This is a genomic window from bacterium (genome assembly GCA_040755755.1).
Classification (GTDB): Bacteria; SZUA-182; SZUA-182; order DTGQ01; family DTGQ01; genus DTGQ01.
Map to the genome: position 1 here is coordinate 96,562 of JBFLZW010000055.1, position 17,504 is coordinate 114,065.

At 48.9% G+C, this 17,504-nt stretch carries 15 protein-coding genes; 10 read left to right on the top strand and 5 right to left on the bottom strand.

The features are described from left to right. The 3 genes from AB1611_17045 to AB1611_17055 all read left to right on the top strand — a co-directional run bounded on the left by AB1611_17045 (position 1) and on the right by AB1611_17055 (position 1,986). The gene (locus AB1611_17045; GenBank protein ID MEW6381293.1) at positions 1 to 642 is read left to right on the top strand and encodes a hypothetical protein; all 642 of its coding nucleotides are present in this window, start codon (positions 1 to 3) and stop codon (positions 640 to 642) included. Between the two features lie 59 nt (positions 643 to 701). Then, positions 702 to 875, top strand: coding sequence for a hypothetical protein (locus AB1611_17050; GenBank protein MEW6381294.1), 174 nt, complete (start codon positions 702 to 704; stop codon positions 873 to 875). A 493-nt stretch (positions 876 to 1,368) separates the two neighbouring features. After that, positions 1,369 to 1,986, top strand: a complete 618-nt coding sequence (locus AB1611_17055) for a hypothetical protein (protein ID MEW6381295.1) — start codon at positions 1,369 to 1,371, stop codon at positions 1,984 to 1,986. A gap of 294 nt (positions 1,987 to 2,280) precedes the next feature. On the opposite strand, the gene AB1611_17060 is transcribed toward AB1611_17055, so the two are convergent. Next, positions 2,281 to 3,432: a M48 family metallopeptidase gene (locus AB1611_17060; GenBank protein MEW6381296.1), complete on the bottom strand. Its 1,152-nt coding sequence runs from the start codon at positions 3,430 to 3,432 to the stop codon at positions 2,281 to 2,283. A gap of 200 nt (positions 3,433 to 3,632) precedes the next feature. Further along, positions 3,633 to 4,469 carry a hypothetical protein gene (locus tag AB1611_17065; GenBank protein ID MEW6381297.1) on the bottom strand — a complete coding sequence of 279 codons (837 nt, stop codon included), beginning with the start codon at positions 4,467 to 4,469 and terminating at the stop codon, positions 3,633 to 3,635. A gap of 460 nt (positions 4,470 to 4,929) precedes the next feature. Between AB1611_17065 and pabB the strand changes: the two genes are divergently transcribed. After that, complete coding sequence (gene pabB, locus AB1611_17070; GenBank protein MEW6381298.1) at positions 4,930 to 6,552, top strand: aminodeoxychorismate synthase component I; 1,623 nt, start codon at positions 4,930 to 4,932, stop codon at positions 6,550 to 6,552. Here the strand turns inward: pabB and AB1611_17075 are convergent. After that, entirely contained in the window at positions 6,520 to 6,834 is a 315-nt protein-coding gene (locus AB1611_17075) for a hypothetical protein (GenBank protein ID MEW6381299.1), read from the bottom strand. The two genes, pabB and AB1611_17075, sit on opposite strands and share 33 nt — an antisense overlap. Positions 6,835 to 7,171: 337 nt before the next feature. Between AB1611_17075 and cooS the strand changes: the two genes are divergently transcribed. Next, complete coding sequence (cooS, locus tag AB1611_17080) at positions 7,172 to 9,406, top strand: anaerobic carbon-monoxide dehydrogenase catalytic subunit (protein ID MEW6381300.1); 2,235 nt, start codon at positions 7,172 to 7,174, stop codon at positions 9,404 to 9,406. Between the two features lie 212 nt (positions 9,407 to 9,618). After that, the gene (locus AB1611_17085; GenBank protein MEW6381301.1) at positions 9,619 to 10,602 is read left to right on the top strand and encodes an Rpn family recombination-promoting nuclease/putative transposase; all 984 of its coding nucleotides are present in this window, start codon (positions 9,619 to 9,621) and stop codon (positions 10,600 to 10,602) included. Between the two features lie 104 nt (positions 10,603 to 10,706). Here the strand turns inward: AB1611_17085 and AB1611_17090 are convergent, their stop codons facing one another. Further along, positions 10,707 to 10,931, bottom strand: coding sequence for a hypothetical protein (locus AB1611_17090; GenBank protein ID MEW6381302.1), 225 nt, complete (start codon positions 10,929 to 10,931; stop codon positions 10,707 to 10,709). A 1,195-nt stretch (positions 10,932 to 12,126) separates the two neighbouring features. Between AB1611_17090 and era the strand changes: the two genes are divergently transcribed. Then, positions 12,127 to 13,023: a GTPase Era gene (gene era / locus AB1611_17095; GenBank protein ID MEW6381303.1), complete on the top strand. Its 897-nt coding sequence runs from the start codon at positions 12,127 to 12,129 to the stop codon at positions 13,021 to 13,023. Positions 13,024 to 13,086: 63 nt separating this feature from the next. Further along, on the top strand, positions 13,087 to 13,839 hold the full coding sequence (gene recO, locus AB1611_17100) for a DNA repair protein RecO (GenBank protein MEW6381304.1): 753 nt from the start codon (positions 13,087 to 13,089) through the stop codon (positions 13,837 to 13,839). A gap of 15 nt (positions 13,840 to 13,854) precedes the next feature. Here the strand turns inward: recO and AB1611_17105 are convergent, their stop codons facing one another. Further along, positions 13,855 to 15,648, bottom strand: a complete 1,794-nt coding sequence (locus AB1611_17105) for an NFACT RNA binding domain-containing protein (protein ID MEW6381305.1) — start codon at positions 15,646 to 15,648, stop codon at positions 13,855 to 13,857. A gap of 69 nt (positions 15,649 to 15,717) precedes the next feature. Between AB1611_17105 and AB1611_17110 the strand changes: the two genes are divergently transcribed. After that, on the top strand, positions 15,718 to 16,113 hold the full coding sequence (locus AB1611_17110) for a hypothetical protein (protein ID MEW6381306.1): 396 nt from the start codon (positions 15,718 to 15,720) through the stop codon (positions 16,111 to 16,113). Between the two features lie 46 nt (positions 16,114 to 16,159). Next, complete coding sequence (locus AB1611_17115) at positions 16,160 to 17,491, top strand: phospholipid carrier-dependent glycosyltransferase (protein MEW6381307.1); 1,332 nt, start codon at positions 16,160 to 16,162, stop codon at positions 17,489 to 17,491. Positions 17,492 to 17,504 lie beyond the last annotated feature (13 nt).

Genomic DNA, 17,504 nt, shown 5'->3' on the forward strand with positions numbered 1-17,504 from the left:
ATGGCTCATATCTTTTTCGAAAAACTGGAAAAGCGGCGCAGCACCCAGTCGCTGTATTATGGAGGATTCGAATCCTCCTCCGGCAGCATGGTGCCCAAGGTTTCGTACAAAACGCCGCAATCAACAATCCGTGCTTATTACGGAACCTCTGTTCCTGACCAGCGGTGTCAGCCGGACTATGAAATACCCGCTCGCGAAATGAACTATTTATACGGAATATCCCCTCCCCGCTTTCTCTACGGAGTGGCCCCTCCGGAAATGCGGACGTATTATGGAGTGTCCATTCCCCCGGCAAGCGAATCATCCTGGACTTTCCCAGCCAATGGCTGGTCTTCCTGGACGTATCCCGCTGGGAGCTCATCGTCCTGGCCCTATCAAGGCGGGAGCGGATCATCCTGGAACTACCCGGCAAGCAGCGAATCCATCTGGGGAATCAGCAGCTTTCTTTCTCCCCTGTGGAATACTTTTCAGACAGTTATCAACTGGCAATTCTCTCCCAAGCAATCAGCACCGTGGGCCGTAAGTCTCTATGCAGTTCAACTCCCCGGCCAGAGCATGCTCTCTCAGTCATTTTCTCTTCCGACTGCATCCTATTCAATGCCGAGCTCTACTAATTATTTTCCATCTTGGAATGTTCAATAAGCGATATTTCAGTATACCGAATGAGCCGCATTATCTTGCCGTATGACCGATAAGAGAGATTGCAGGATCGACCATGCCTGCAATGGTTCAAGGAGGGAACCGGACTGGGCGGAAGGATATGCAGGCATGGCCATACCTGCACAGAAAAGGAGATAATCATCATGGCTCATATCTTTTTTGAAAGGCTGGAGAACCGGCAAAGCACACAGGCACTGTATGGAGGAGAGGATTAAGACTCCCTGCCAACAAGCCCGTCGCTTCTGAGTGGGGAGAATCAAGTTTGTTTTACAGAGCTTACCCTCTGTACGGCGTCCAGCCGTCAAAACCCTGGCCGATTCCTGGTGGCGGTGGTTCTTCCGGCAGGATGGGTGGGTTCCTTAGTCTCTGGTGGAACACCCTGGAAGAATTTTGGGAGCAACGGTACCCCGATCATAGATTAATGTATATGATACACTTCCCTGCCAAAAAGTAATGTATGCAATAACAGCCGAAAGATAAAATCCGACAAACACTCATGCCCGGGACAGTGGAGAAAAACCGGCTGCCCCGCCGGGCATGAGTGCTGGAAAAATCTTTCCAGCTATCCATTATCCGCTGGCTCTGAAAGCCTCAAAAAGCACTGTGTCTGACCTTCTATCTTTGTGCTATCTCTGCCTCGAATAAGCTCGAATGGAATACCTCTTGCATTTTCTGAGGAGGACTTTCCAGCATAAGGAGGCGACCATTATGGCTCACATCTTTTTTGAAAGGCTTGAAAACCGGCAAAGCACCCAATCGCTGTATGCAGGGTATGGAATACCTGCCACTACACCGAGGCTCTATTATGGGATTCAGACCACTGACACGGCAACCTATTACGGGGTGGGAGTGCAGACAACTTCACAATATAACCCTCTTCTTTACCCATCCTTCGGCAGCTACCCCTGGGGCGGGTGGAGCAGTTGGGGTTACGGATATGGATACAATCCGTATGGATTTGGCAGCTATTCCCTGTTCAATCCCATCGCCCTTTGGAATAATCCCTTCACTCCATACGCCTCCCCCTGGGCAAATCCCTTCTCGAACCTGTGGGGCGGCATCAGTAACCTATTCTCTCCCTTGTGGAATATCTTCGGGGGGCTTTTCGGCTGGCAGTCCTCTCCCTGGTCTGGGTATCCTGTTTCTCCAGGGTCATATACACCCGATCCCGGAGGGGCTGTAGCAATCTATGCCGCTCCGATCAGCGGTCCGATTGCTCTCTATGCAATCGATCTGCCTTCAACAAGCACGTCTTATTCACCGCCTGGCTCTACCGTGTGGGCACTCTATGGGATCAGCCAGCCGGTCTCGAGCTGGCCTTATTAAATAAGGACGCTCATAGCAGTACGATCACACCTTTTAAAAGTGATCAGCCCCCTGGAGGGTGGTGTGTTCACAATCTATGACCTGTTCATAATTTTTATGATATTTTCCCGTAATGAATGGAGAGAGTCATCGTCTATAGAGGCAAAATGGTTTAGATAATGAAATAAAGAAAAAAATCGAAAATTCAGGTAATTTCCTTTGCCCTCCCTTGATAAGAGGAGTTAAACACTCCCATTTATCATCCCCTAGAACGGGGCCATCAACCCAAAAATTTTGGCCGTTGATGGCCCCTTTTTATTTTTGGGCAGGTTGTTGGGCCTGTTCTACCGCCTCAATCACATACCGGACCGAAGGAAGTGTCTGGGAGAGGGGTATTTCCCCTTTCAAGTATTTTAGCGTGTTGGTAACGATTTCAATCCGCTCCGGATCCGAAGGGTGGGATTGAAAGATGGGGAAAAGCTGAGTAATAGACTGGGCGTAGTTTTTATACACCTGATGATACTGCTGAGATTGCCTGTCATGCTGATTCTGGCTTTTTTTGAGCTGCTCTTCAGCCTGCTGAAGCTGCCGGCGGGCATCGGGAGAATCGGGTCTGGCCTGAAGCTGCCGATAAGAAGCATCATAGGCGAGCTTTCTCTGCTCCAGTTCACGGGCTGACTGCTGCAAGCTCGAATAGCTTCCCCGAAGCTCTTTTTCCTTCTCCTGCTTCACCTGGCTGGCCTGCTGACTCATCCTGGCAAAAAAATCCTCAAAGCCAAGAGGGTTATAGCCGGCCCGGTAAGTATACATTACCGCCAGAATATCCGCCTCCCGCTCGTGTCTTCGGGAGTAGCCGGAGGAGAGCGCCTGATTGGTCAGACCGATCAGTTGATCCGCGGTCTGATTTTGAAAGGCAACATTAGCCAGAACTGCACCAATGGTAGGAAGGAACATTGACCGTTGCTCTCTCTGCAGGTGGGCCCCGATTCCATGAGCCATTTCATGGGCCAGAATTCCAGCCAGCTCATCGTCGCTCTTGACATAATCAATCAAACCCGTGTAGACGTACAGCAATTCTCCGCCGGTATTGAAAGCATTGACCTGCTTGCTTTCGATAATCTTGACCCGGAATGGAATCTGCGGAGCATGAGACACAGCCCTGAGGCGGTCAACCATGGTTTGCAGCCTCTTGTTGAGAGCGGGATCGTTATTCAGCCGCTGACCTTCGGTTACCTTGGGATCTACAGCCGCAGCCTGACCCATGGCATCATCCCACTGGGCCGGAGCGCGGGTCAATGCTGCCGTCAGATCCTGCGCCGGTTCAAGTCCCAATGAGCTTTTGACCTGCCGGCTCACTTCAGCACAACCAGACAGGGAAAGAAAAACCCACAATACAAAAATCCAGGTTGCCACCTGGAACCCTTGATAGGCAGTCCTTATTTTCCTCTGAGGCCTTATCATAGCCATCTCGCTTCCCTCCCTTATGTTTGTTAGGATTCAGCAGCCAGGAGCTAATATTCTGACTCCTCTAGTATATCGTTACTCTACCATAAAAAAAACGGATCGGTCTACAGGAAAAAATGCTCTCACCTGGCAAAGCAAAAGGGGTGAGCCCGGAAATGAAGCTCACCCCTTTTGCCTTCTCGCAAAAACCGATAGTTAACTTCTTATATTGTCGGAACAACACTCAAGCTTACATTAAATTCTCCCGTGTCAGATTTGAGGAAGAGAGCATCATGGATAAGATAAGTTCCGGTCATGAAAGAGGCGCTGACCAGCGTGCAGGTCAAGTCTTCATAATATGTTACCAGGGATACCGGATCGAGGTAGGAGCCGCTCAGGGTAAAGGGACTTCCAAGATATGCGCCAGATACATTGATTGGGATCGGGATCAGTTTATTCAGGAGCAGCCCGGCAGTTCCTGAAACGGTCCTGGTGAGAGTATTATAGACCAGGTTCATATTGCAGATTCCCCCCTTAAGGCTGATATAGCTGAGCCAGGTACCACTCCAGGTTCCGGTTGGATTGATAAGCCCTCCACCTCCGCCAAGGAGAGTAGTCGTCAGGGTAGTCAGGGCAGCCGGTGAGCGAACCGGCTCGACCAATGGCAAAGTGTCAGATGCAAGAGGATATCTTCCCAGTCCATACAGGCCTAATCCCAAGCCTCCGTATAATCCGTAGAGTCCACCATATAACCCGCTGCCATAAAGGCCGTAGAGTCCACCTCCATACAAACCATAGCCATACAGCCCGCCGTAGATCGGAGAGCCATACAGACCATAGAGTCCATAGAGTCCGTAGCCATACAGCCCGCCGTAGATCGGGGAGCCATACAGGCCATAGAGCCCACCGTAACCATACAGCCCGCCATACAGGGCATAGTCATAAATAGTTCCTAAGGGGACACCATAGTTATAGTAGGCCTGTCCGTTCAGAGGCACACAAACCAGGGCTGTCAGGCAAAAGAGAATAACAGCTCCTAACTTCACTTTGGATAACTGCATAATTTACCTCCTTTAAACATAAAATCTTTAAGTATCCAATTGCCTGGATAAATCAAAAGAACTTAAAAGTAGTCTGCCTTGCCTTACCACCTCCTCTGATTAAGAACGTAATAGTATTATCTTTTCACTCAAACTAGTGCTCAATTGCATTTGGAAATCAAAGGAACATTCACTATAACAGCGGAAAAAACTCGACTTTGACGTTTATTGCCGAACCCCGGCACGGCCGGAATATTACAAGTTGCGAAAGAGATAAAAGCGAAGGGTTATCAGAATCCTGGAGAATGAGTCAACGAGAAGATATCAGTGAGTCTCAACAAGTCAGCAATTCCTGCTAGATCATCAATCTACCCTCCCTCAACATATCGTACGGCTAATGTATGGACTATAAATACAGACGGAAATCACCTTTCTCATATTATATACCGCCAAAATATTTCTTGACAAATTTATTTTAGCAGTGGAATCACTCTTTCAATTATGCTATGGTATCGAAATGATAATCCGGTCTCTTGATTATTACCTTGAACCTTTCCAGGTGGCCGCACATGTGGCTGAGCGGCCTGACTTTGCCTTTCTGGACAGCAGCGACCATCAGCATGGGCATGGTCGATGTTCGATAATCGCCCTTGAACCATTTCTTAAATTTTCCTATAACCAGGGGCAAAGCCAGCTTTCTTTCCTGAGACACACTGATCATGACCGGGACGATTCATCCTCTCAGATCACGGATGAGTTGTTCCCTTTCGACCTGATCAACCAGTTCACGGGCAGGGCGGGTGACCCATTCGGCACCCTGCGGAAATTACTGGCCATATTCCAAATTCCCGAACATCCAGCTTTTCCAATCCCGTTGGGAGCTTCGATTGGGTATATCTCATATGACCTTGGGGCGTCTCTGGAAGCAGAGGTACCGCTTCTTGATGGATTCCAGGAATGGCCGCAGATGGAGTGGAGATTCTACGATACTCTCCTGATCTTTGATCACCGTCAAAGGATTATCACTCTGGTTTCGACCGGCTTTCCCTTCCAGGGAGCACAGCAGGATCAGTGGGCGCAATTGCGGTTTTCCCGTTTTCTCGCTCTGCTGGAAAAAATTTCGGCTGAGGAAAGGGATTTTGAGGAGAATGGCAGGGATACGGGTAATTCCTTTTCCTTATGGCAAGATCCTGCTGACCTGCTGGTCAGCCCTCAGAGGCGTGACGTGCTGAGGTCCAATTTCACCGCTGTCTCCTACCAGGAATCGGTCAAAGTTATCAAGGAATATATCGCCCGTGGGGATGTCTATCAGGTAAACCTCTCCCAGCAATTCTCCTGCGAATCCGAAGAAGCGGGATTCGATATCTACCGGAAAATCCGCCGGGTCAACCGTGTTCCCTACGGGGGCTATCTTCGGTTCGGTCACCGGGAAATTCTCTGCTTCTCTATGGAGTGCTTTCTGCGGATGGAGGGCAGAAAGGTTCAAACCAGACCGATCAAAGGGACATTGCCCAGGGGCAAAACCAGGCGGGAAGACCTTGCCCAGGCCAGGAAATTATGGCAGAGTGAGAAAGACCGGGCAGAGCTTTTGATGGTGGTGGACATGGAAAGGAATGATCTTGGAAAGGTCTGCGATTATCACACCGTCCGGGTGGATCGGCTGTTTGAGGTGGAAAAATACGCCACTGTTTTTCATCTGGTATCGACCGTGAGCGGCCGATTACGACCTGAATTTGATCACCTGGACTGCCTTTTGGCCTGCTTTCCGGGAGGATCAATTACCGGCACGCCAAAGATCCGGGCCATGCAGGTTATCGCTGAGCTTGAGAAAATCAGGCGAGGGGTCTACTGCGGAGCACTTGGCTATTTTGGCTTTAATCGGATTTCCGATTTCAATATTCCCATCCGGACCATCCTCAAGCAGGGGCCACGGCTTTGGTTCAATGCCGGAGGCGGAGTAGTGGCAGACTCAGATCCTTATCTTGAATACCTGGAAACCCTGCACAAGGTCCGGGCATTTCTGGCCTGCCTGCTGCAGGCCACCAGCCCGGTGCCGGGTGAGATATTCTCCTCAACTCTCAGAGGCGAAAAAGGAAGCTACTGACAGCGCCACCATAATAAAGCCTCCTGCGATGTACAAAATAAATGGCAGAGAGAAGCGGTCGATACTTCCCCCTCCCCCCAGAAACAGCTCTCGATTGGCAATGAATCCCCAATAAAAGCAGAAAACAAAGGAAACCGATAAGCCAAGGCGATATCTTTTCAAAAGCAGACAAAAGGAAATAATGGACGTATAAAGCCCCATCTGCCATAAGGGAACCATCAATCTGTTGTTCCAGAGAAAAGCGCAGGGAACATTTCGCAGCAATTCTCCTATCTGACCCATGCCAATCTCCTCGTATTGTTATTAGAGTTAATTTTAGACCTTACTATCCTTATCGGAATCCCTGTCTCTGGTATCGGGGAGAGAGGAAAGGAAGTGAAGTAATCAAACCTTCTTCATAAATATGGCGTAGTTTATGCATCAAATAGCGACTAAAAGGAGGGCTATGAATCAAGGACCTCAACCTGATCTGAATTAACCAATACCATTGGGGGGAAAGATAGGAGATGAACCGCAATAACAACATATTATCAAAGGATAGTTCCTAATACCTCACACATTGCCATTTTTTTCTGTAACAATCGAGTGGAGACAGGTTATGAAAGAAGATAAAAGTTTTATGAGCTTGTTACTGGACATGCTGAAAAATGGAAGTGTAAGCCGACGGAATTTCATTAAACTGGCGACAGCATCAGGTATAACCCTTGCCGCAGCCGAAACTGTCATGGCTGCCCAGCCTACCGGATGGAGCTGCTTTGGCTGTCATAATCAGGCACCGTCATCACCATCTTTTATACCTGACCAGATCACCGAGGATTTAAGGAAGCATGCAGACAGTCTTGGCATCGAGCTTGTCTGGGATAGAGGTGCTCCCTGCGAATGGTCTCATAAAGGAACTGCCGGAGCCGCCGGGCTGTGTTGTTTCCGTTGTCAGATGGGGCCCTGTACTCTGGGAAAAGCTACGGGTGAGGAAAGAGGCACCTGCGGCGCTACCGCAGACATTATCGCTGCCCGTGATTTAATACGGCGTATTGCCGGGGGTACGGCTGCTCATGTCGAACATGCCAGGGCAGTAGCCAAGACACTGAAGGCAGTGGCCTTGGGAACGATTTCCGGCTACCATGTTGTAGATGTGGCAAAATTAGAGGCCATTTATACCGGATTAGGTTGCACGGGAGCAAATAAAGCACTTGCCGTAGCTGAAAAGAGTCTGGAAGACCTGGGAAAAAGCGAGGGAATTCCTGCATGGCTTGAATACCGGGCCAGCAGTGAACGGAAAAAGGTATGGGCGTCCCTGGGCATTCTCCCGACCGGTGCAGGTGCTGAAATCAGTGAAGCCCAGCACAGGACCCATATGGGTGTTGACGCTGACATGGCCCATCTGGCAACGTGTGGCCTCAAACTCGGATTGGTTGACGGATATTGCGGAATGCATATGGCTACCAATCTGCAGGATGTCATTTTTGGTACTCCAGCCCTGACAACTGCCAAAGCAAACCTTACGGTAATCGAGAGAGATAAGATCAATCTGGTGGTCCACGGTCATGAGCCGATCTTATCGGAAAAGATCGTCGAGGCAGCCAATACCTATAACAGCACCAGGCCATCTGTGCCAATTAATGTCGTAGGCATGTGTTGTACCGGAAATGAAGTCCTCATGAGAAAAGGTATTAATGCTGCCGGTACTATGGTACAACAGGAATTAGCCATAGTTACCGGCGCGGTAGAGGCAATGGTGGTAGATGTCCAGTGCATTATTCCCAATGTACAAAGGGTCGCCTCACGGTTTCACACCAAAATAATCACTACCAATCCACACGCCAGGATTACCGGTGCTCTGCATATCGAATTCGAACCGCAAAATGCTGATTCGGTGGCCCGGGAAATTGTACAAACCGCTGTTCAAAACTATCGGAATCGAGATCAATCCAAGGTGTATATTCCCGATATTCCTCCCAAGGATATTGTGGCTGGTTTCTCGGTTGAACAAATCATTCAGGCCCTTGCAGCCATAAACCCGACCAGTCCCTTGAAACCATTGGTAGATAATATCGCTGCCAATAATATCCGGGGTATCGTTGCGGTCGTAGGCTGTGTCACTCCCCGTGATACCTACGGTTATCGCCATGTTACCATAACCAAAAGGCTTTTGGCGGAGAACATCCTGGTTGTCGGAACCGGGTGCTGGGGACATGTGGCTGGACAATATGGACTTCTCACCGCAGATCCTGCCTACCCCGGTGTGGGCGACGGGCTCAAAGCGGTTTTACAGGCGGTAGCAAAAGCAAATGGGCTCGAAGCTCTGCCAGCCTGCTGGCATATGGGATCGTGCGTGGATAACAGCAGAATCGAAGATGTGGTGAATGCGGTCGCCGGTTATTTAAACATCAAGAACAGCCAGTTACCCATAGCTGCCTCCGCCCCTGAATTTATCACCGAAAAAGCTGTGTCTATCGGCACCTGGGCGGTCGATCTTGGCATCTTCACCCATATCGGCGCTCAGCCCTATATCAGTGGAAGCCAAAATTTGGTTAATCTTCTGACTGATGGCGTGGAAACCCTTACCGGAGGAAAATTCTACGTAGAGCAGGATCCTGAAAAAGCTGCCGATACCCTGATAGGTGTGGTGAACGAAAAACGCCGGAATCTCGGCTTGCCGGTGACTGCCTGCAATGGCGATCTCAATGGAGACAAGCAGATCACCCCGGTGGATGCTCTGATTGCCTTCAAGTGCTATACGGAAGCTAAGCCTTGCCCGGATTGTGCTGATGTAAACAAGGATGGCGAGGTTACTCCAGCGGATGCTCTTTGCTTATTCCACAAGTACCTCCAAAAACCGAATTGCCTTGATTGATCATTCGGAAAATCGGGGGCAGCTACCCCGCTTTTTAAAAAGCGGGGGGTAGCTGCCCCTTTTCTTTTTCGTGCTCTCCTGCTGAGAGTCTATCACAAAATGATCGGATATGCCGGTGGAAAATATCCGAAGGATGAAGTACAATATATTGTGTGGCAATGAATTATTATCCTATAATAGCAGGATAACCAGACAAAGGAGCAAAGGAGAGTATGCGCTTTCTCAATCCCAAGACGGATTTTGCCTTCAAGAAGATATTCGGCAGCAGGCAGAGTAAGGATATTCTGCTTTCCTTCATCAATGCCATGCTGCGCTTCAATCCAGAGCATGAGATTGTCGATCTGACGATTATCGATCCTTACCAGGCCCCCCAGATCAAGGGGATGAAGGATACCTACCTGGATGTCAAGGCCAGAAGCAAAGACGGCAGAGAGATTATCATCGAGATGCAGGTATTGAATGTGGCTGGCTTTGAAAAGAGGATTCTCTACAATGCAGCCAAATCCTATTCCAATCAACTGAAGGAGGGAGAAGACTACCTGAAGCTCAATCCGGTCATAGCCCTTACCATTACTGATTTTATCATGTTCGAGGAGCCAAAGATTATCAGCAAATTCTGCCTCACAGAAAAGGATGATTTCTTCCAGTACCCCAATTCTGATCTTGAGCTGGTGTTTGTCGAACTGCCGAAGTTTAAGAAAACCGAAAAGCAGTTAGCCGATATCACGGATAAATGGATATACTTTCTGAAGAAGGCAGGCTCATTGGAGTTAGTCCCGAAAACCCTGGCGGTCGAGCAGCCCATATCCCATGCCTTCCAGATAGCCAATAAAGCCAACCTGACCCGTAAGGAACTGGATGATCAGGAACGTCGGGAGATGTTTATCCGGGACCAGCGAGGGATAGTAATCAAGGCGATTGAGCAGGGCCTTGAGCAGGGAATTAAACAGGGAATTAAACAGGGAATTAAACAGGGAATTAAACAGGGGCGACAACAAGGGCTCCTTGAAGCTATCTCTCTGGGGCTGGAGCTCAAGTTTGGCGAAGAAGGGTCGCAGCTTGTTGGCCAGATCAATAAAATAGACTCGATCGAACAGTTAGAAAAAATTAAGGAAGCAATCAGAACGGCATCAAGCTGCAAGGAGATAGAAAATTTAATTCTCAACGTCCGGGGCAATAAATCCGTGGGCAGTTAAATCAGCAAATAGGTAGTGTGTGGTATTTTGTAGGGGCAAAACCCCTTACCCCCCGCCGGACCAAACCTGGCGAGGGGTATCCGGGAAAAAGGGCATTTGCTCTATTAATCCATCAAATCCTGATCAACATCAAATTGCTGCGGGCTCAATTTCTCAGTAGGACTGATACTATCGGGTGAACCGGGTGCCGTTCCAGGAATCACGACCGTAATATCATCTCCATCGGTCTCCGGATACATAATGGAAGCACCAGTAATATCCTTAAGGTCTGTAATAATAGCACCGTCATAATTTTCAGCCAAGCTCTTGGTGAAGCGCAGAACGATCAAATTAAGATACCTTTTAACATTACTCGAGTCTGCCTTATTCCTACCTTCATATATCATAAAGTTGCCGGTCAATTCAATTTCCCATGAACCTATATATAATCTATCGACTGCACCGATTGTGCGGTTAATGATGAGGATCCCAAAGTGCTGGTATCAATTTTTATAACCTCACCAATACTATTACCATTGTGAATATAGATGTCTCCTTTATCATCAGATTTAACCTGGAATGCGTAGATATCGATGACCCAATCGTTATAATATTGTCAATTTCCTTGATTCCATGCGGCTTGACTGTGCCCCGTGGTAATTCCGCTCCATCTTTATCGAGCACACCCACACGAAACCAGCCGTCCATCTGTGGTCACCTTATAAAGACTATTGGGTTCCGTGGTAACCGCATCCGCTCCAGCCAGATCTCTGTAACCCGGTGTCTTGTAGCGTATCCTTGAAGAGGTGTTTTCGCTGCCAGCAGCTCAAGTTACCATAAAGGCATGAGCATTTGACAGATCAAGCCGGTGAATAAGTGCAGCAATTTCATCAGGGGTGTCTGATTCATCCGGGGGGTTTGGTTTATTCGGATCAACCGGTCCAGTCGGGGTGACTGTTGGTGTCAGAGGTTTTTTCTCATCTCCCCCCCATCGCCACCACCGCACCCAATTAGAATAGCAAGCAACGTTACCCTTGCGATAAATTTGCCGAAATCGCTCCTTACGATAGTCATATTTCAACCTCCTCTAACTAAAAACTAATGATCTCAACCTGTTAATTGCGGCCTATCAAAAATGCCGCATACATCACCTTGAGAAAACCTGAATATTAATTCCTATGTTCATATATCAATACGGTTTGGGAATCATTACTCTCACAAAAAATGACGGCAGGATCGTTGTAGTCCACTATCATCATAGTAATGATACTTTGAAAAGAAAAATTCTGAAAAGTATTATTGACGGGACTCGCTGGACTCAAGAAGACCTTGAAAGATTAAAGTTAATCTGATAATGGAAATGCCTTATAAAGGTTCGCTGTTTATTTCCATCCTTTATCCCGCCCTATTGGGAATAACATAGACAGTCCCTGTCAGCTTACTCCTTGAGGAAAAAAGACTTATTGAGTTTTTAGTGAATCTGTGCTATCCTTGGGCAATATAACACGTTAACTTTTCAGGTATTTCTTTTTTAGGTATATAAAAATGAGCACAGATTCATCCAAGGCTGGTTACATTTCCATTGTCGGTGCTCCGAACGTGGGTAAATCCACGCTTCTCAACTCACTGGTAGGGGAAAGACTGGCGATCGTTACTCACAAGCCCCAGACAACGCGGAACAAGATTCTGGGGATCCGGACCGAAAACGAGGCACAAATGATTTTTCTTGACACGCCGGGAATTCACCGGACTGCCAGGGCCAAACTTAACCAGCGAATGGTCCGGCGGGCTCTTGAGGCCATAAACGAGGCTGACCTGATCCTGTTTGTAGCCGATGCTTCCAGGCCCCTCCAGCCTGATGAAGAGTACACGATCTCGGTCCTTGCGCAGGCCAAGCGGCCGATCATTTTGATTGTCAATAAGATCGACCTTGTTCCCAAAGAAAATCTCCTGCCGATCATAGATCAGTACAACACGCGGCTGAAGCCCGCAGAAATCTTTCCCATCTCCGCCCTTCAGGGCGAGAATATGGAAGAGCTCATTCCCAAAATTATCAGCTATCTTCCTTCGAGTCCTCATTACTATCCTGATGATGCCCTGACTGATCGGTCGACCCGATTTATCGTGGCTGAAATGATCCGCGAGAAGGTTATCCGGTTGACCATGCAAGAGCTTCCCTATTCCACGGCGGTAGAGATCGAAGCCTTTAAGGAGAACAATCCCAACGGGGTTATCAGGATTTCGGCCACCATTTTCGTGGAACGGGATTCCCAGAAGGGAATTCTGATCGGCAGGGGAGGAAGCATGCTCAAACGAATCGGCCAGACAGCCAGAGAAGATATTGAACAATATCTTGGCTCTAAAGTGTTTCTTGAGCTCTGGGTTAAAGTGAGCAAGGACTGGGCCGATAATGAAAAATCTTTGAATGAGCTCGGTTATTAACCTCTTAATCTCTTACACTGGCCACTGATCATATGGCCACTGGCCACGCATAAATTTAGGATTATGTCTCTTGAGCGAATCAACGGAATTATTCTTAAAAGTATCAAATACAGCGACACTGACCGGATCATCACCGCCTATACGCAGGAGTATGGCAAAATTCAGTGCATCGCCAAAAGAGCACGGAAGCAGAAAAGTAATTTTACCTCCAGTATTGACCTGTTAACCCATGCCGAGCTGGTGATTGTGAAAAAAGGCGTTCAAAATATCTATTCCCTCCGGGAGGCGGTTATTATCCAATCGTACCATCGTTTGTATGATGATCCTCCCCGGCTTTATACAGCCTTTTACATGGCTGAGCTCATAGAGGAGCTGACTCCTGCGGAGGACAGGAAACCGGAAATCCTGGCCCTCATCCTGCGGCAGTTGGATATGCTGCAAAAAGGAGAGGATAGAGAAAAGCTCACCCTTATCTTTGAGGTCCGCTTGTTAGCCCTTTTAGGGTACCAGCCGCAGCTTGAAAAATGCCTGTTCTGTTCAACCCCTCCCGTATCGTCGAAGATCGGGTTTATTCCCTCGATGGGGGGGATTGTCTGTCAAAGCTGCTGCCGGAAAAAACGGATATCCTGCCCTGACATCTCGCTGGGGAGCCTGAATTTCCTGCGTCAGGCTGTTAAATTCCAATTAGCCAAAACTGACCGGCTTTACCTGACTGCTGCAAACCGGAAAGAGCTGATGAGCCTGCTGCACTCGTTCATCATGTATCACCTGGCCAAGGAAATCCGCTCCTACCGGTTTCTTCAGATTGGCTGTTGATACGGAGATGGAAAGTTACTGCAAGTCCCTGATGTCGGGCGAAACCAGGATACTGGTTTTTTGGGTCATGACAACGAGGCCGGGTTTGGCTCCTTTCGGTTTGGAAACATATTTTTTGAAGGCGTAGGCTACGGCTGCTTTGGTATCGTTTCTGGCTTTACTGAAAAAGGCTGCCAGAGAGGCTGCCTGCACGATGGTCGGGTAGGGAATCTGGGGCAGCCGGTCCGGGTTCCGGACAAGAACATGAGACCCCGCCGCATCCTGGGCATGGAACCACAGATCATCCTTGCGGGCGATCTTGCAGGTCAGGGCATCGTTACCCCGGTCATTTTTACCAACCAGAATCTCCAGCCCATCGACCGACACATAGCGGCGGATATCTTTGAAGGACAGCTTTTCAGAAGGCTTTTGGGGACTGGGATTCCTCTGCTCTTCTGATTGAATGATTCCCTCTTCCTGCAGGGCATCTCTCAACTCCTGAAGAACTGCAAGGCTGCTCTCAGCCGCAACCCTGCTTTGCCAGGAAGAGAGCAAGAGCACCTCTTTTTGAACATCCACAAGGCGCTGCCGGATGATTTCCAGGGATTTTCTGGCTTTGGTATATTTTTTATAATAGCCCTGGGCATTCTGAGCGGGAGTCAGCAGCGGATCAAGGGGGATAGTGATGGACGCTTTTTGCTGTGGATCAAAAAGATCCCTGGCTTCAAGGTGATCCATGCCTTTTTTGATCTGATGCACATAAGCCATGATGATATCACCCTGTTTCCGGTACTGATCTGCCTGCTCAGCTCTGGAAAGGTCCTCCTCCAGGGCTGATTGCCGTGCCTTTGCCTTATCAAGGGCCAGATGTATCCTTTGAGTGAGATGATCCCTCAGTTCCTGGACGGCGTTCTTCTCATGCTGGATTTTTCCAAACTGCCTGGCCGCCTGGCTGGCATTTTCAAAAATTCGGTCCGGGAGCTGCCGCCGAAGCTGCTGCTCAAGGGGAAAAGAGAACAGCCGCATCGTCCCATCCTCTAGGTACAGAATTCCGGGTGAAAAGGTTCCCTTGCGGTAGATGTCCAAAATCTCCGAAAAGGCCATCCACAAGGCCCTTTTGTGGTCAGAGAGTTTATCTTTACTTTCAGCCCTTTGGCATATTTCTCCAGCCATCAGCAGGTCAAGGCCGGCTATCTTCTGCTGCAAAAAATTCGGCCAGGAGGCAGTTCCATCATAAGCTTCCAGGAGTTGGGAAAAGCTCTCTTCAGTCAGTGACAAAGGATCCACCTTGGCAGGCTTTGGGGGAAACCGGTAGGCATGCCCCGGGAGAATCTGGCGATAGCGGTTTTTATAAGCAGGCACATACCGCAGGGCCGCCAGGATCAGCCCCTGATCACTGGTCAGAATGACATTGGCATTCCTGCCCATGATTTCAAAGATGAGATTTATTTCGGCGTGTTCACCGGAAAAATCCCGCTGGCTGTTATCCAGGTGAAGCCGGAAAATGAGAATACGTTCCATATTGATGACCTGAATTTCGGCAATCACTGAGCCGGTCAGGTATTTTTGGATAAGCACCTGCACCTGATCGTTTTGCTGCCCCCTCGCTTTATTGCGTTCCTTCTCCTTACCGAAAGGACGCTCTTCCATCAGGTAAAGAACAGGAAAAGCAGGATGGCAGGAGTAATAGAGATAGACTCTGCTTCCGCCCCTTGTCATCAGGGGAAAGATGATGTGATAGGGGGCCTCCAGCCAGGGTTTACCAATTCTGGCCCCCGTAATTGCAGATTGAAGCTCCAGCCCCAGGGCTTTTACGAAGAATGAATCCATGTACGCCTCACCTCAAGGTTACCAGCACAACAACCTTGCCTTTCTCTGAAAAATTTATATAATAATCCCATGCAAAATATCGAGCTTATCTCTTTGCCGACCCGAACTGATGACCGCGGATGGGTTATCAACCTGCCGCCGATTCAGGACCTTGGCAAAGCCAATCTGCACATACCGAGCCTGAAACCGAGGGCTGTCCGGGGGAATCATTACCATGCGCATCACTCGGAAGCAGTGATCATCCTGGGTGGAAAATGCCTGGTAGCCACCCGGAACAGATATACCAATGTCTGCGAGGAGTTCGTTTATGAGGGGATCATCAAGCAACTGCTTCTGATTCCACCCAATATCACCCATGCTTTCAAAAATATCGGCTATCGCTCGATCTACCTTGTCTGCTACTGTTCCGGCGAAGGGGCTAGCGATATCCCGGTTCCCAGTATTGCCGATCGAATTCTGACATGAGATACCATCATATTCGTTTTCCATTCCAAAGTCCAGGCTCATTGGTATGAATCACCAAAGAACTTTTATTCTGATTGGGCTGCTCTGCTTTCTGGCCGCTGCCGGTATCAGGATAAATAATAATTTCCGGTTCGCTCCCGCCTGCGGCTATGATGCTGGCGGGCATCTATCGTACATCTATCAACTCAAGGCAGGCTGGGGCATCCCGCTGGCCAGTGAGGGGTGGTCCACCTTTCACCCTCCTCTTTACTACTTTATCATGGCCGGCCTCTGGAAGCACGTTGGTCCCCTGTTTCCCTGGCCAATGCATATTCTCTTCCGGCTCATTTCAACCCTGCTGAACCTTGGCATGGCCGTGCTCGCTGTCATCACCATGAAGCTGATCTGGCCGGATGACTCCTTCCCGGCGCTTCTTGGCGCCTGCTTTATCCTTTTTGTTCCTCTGCATATCTACACCAGCTCGATGATCGGGAACGAGCAGATGGCGGCTTTCCTGACTTCCCTTGGCCTTGTGCTCCTGGTACTCTATTATCGTAAGCCCGATCTTTGGATCCATCTGGCCGCTGGCATGGGAGTGATCTGCGGCCTTGCCCTTTTGGCAAAGTATACCGGCGCTCTTCTCCTGCTGACCATAATCATCTGTCTGATTTCAAAAGTAATCTTTGATGCAGGAAAAAGAAGGAAACATATTTTTGCCCTGGCGGCAGTTCTGATCGGATGCCTTCTGGTTTGCGGCGGCTTTTATGCCCGGAATATCTACTTATTCGGCCACCCTTTTGCTTTGAGCCAGGATTACCCCTGTGTAGCCGAAGTAATGATCAAGCAGCCGCCCGGCAGGCGCCGGTGGGTGGATTTTTTCGGATTTGATTTCACTATCTTTCAGGATCCCATTATCCGGAAAGTCAGGGAGGGTGTGGAGTATTCAAGGTCCCGGTATGTCTGGTCCCTGGTTTACTCGAATTTCTGGTTCGAATCATTCAGCCATTTTTTTCTGGTTCACTGTGACCCCTGGCGGCAGCAACTGGGAAAGCTGTTACTGGTACTTGGGATTTTTCCAACCGTGCTTCTTGGAGTCGAAGCTGGCAGGGAGAGCGTTGCTACTCTTTGTCATAAGCTCGATACCCCGATGTTTCCTCTTGTGGTGCTCCTTTTTCTGAATATCGCGGCCTTTATCTCTTTTAACCTGAAAACCCCTCATTTTTCAGCAGGAAAGGCTTCATACTTTCTGGCTTCAGGCCTTCCTTTGGCCATTTTCATGAGCCGGGGAATGCAGCAGTGGTTGCTCAGACGAGGCAAAATAGGAAAAGCTGCCGGAATCCTGCTGCTGGCAGCAATCTTTGGAATTTCCTTTACAACCTTCTTTCTTACACATATCTAACCATGAAGAAAAA

Coding starts and splice junctions, on each gene's coding strand:
- AB1611_17115 (MEW6381307.1), top strand. CDS start 16,160: ATGAATCACCAAAGAACTTTTATTCTGATTGGGCTGCTCTGCTTTCTG.
- AB1611_17085 (MEW6381301.1), top strand. CDS start 9,619: ATGCGCTTTCTCAATCCCAAGACGGATTTTGCCTTCAAGAAGATATTC.
- AB1611_17110 (MEW6381306.1), top strand. CDS start 15,718: ATGCAAAATATCGAGCTTATCTCTTTGCCGACCCGAACTGATGACCGC.
- recO (MEW6381304.1), top strand. CDS start 13,087: ATGTCTCTTGAGCGAATCAACGGAATTATTCTTAAAAGTATCAAATAC.
- AB1611_17105 (MEW6381305.1), bottom strand. CDS start 15,648: ATGGATTCATTCTTCGTAAAAGCCCTGGGGCTGGAGCTTCAATCTGCA.
- AB1611_17055 (MEW6381295.1), top strand. CDS start 1,369: ATGGCTCACATCTTTTTTGAAAGGCTTGAAAACCGGCAAAGCACCCAA.
- AB1611_17045 (MEW6381293.1), top strand. CDS start 1: ATGGCTCATATCTTTTTCGAAAAACTGGAAAAGCGGCGCAGCACCCAG.
- AB1611_17075 (MEW6381299.1), bottom strand. CDS start 6,834: ATGGGTCAGATAGGAGAATTGCTGCGAAATGTTCCCTGCGCTTTTCTC.
- era (MEW6381303.1), top strand. CDS start 12,127: ATGAGCACAGATTCATCCAAGGCTGGTTACATTTCCATTGTCGGTGCT.
- cooS (MEW6381300.1), top strand. CDS start 7,172: ATGAGCTTGTTACTGGACATGCTGAAAAATGGAAGTGTAAGCCGACGG.
- AB1611_17060 (MEW6381296.1), bottom strand. CDS start 3,432: ATGGCTATGATAAGGCCTCAGAGGAAAATAAGGACTGCCTATCAAGGG.
- AB1611_17065 (MEW6381297.1), bottom strand. CDS start 4,469: ATGCAGTTATCCAAAGTGAAGTTAGGAGCTGTTATTCTCTTTTGCCTG.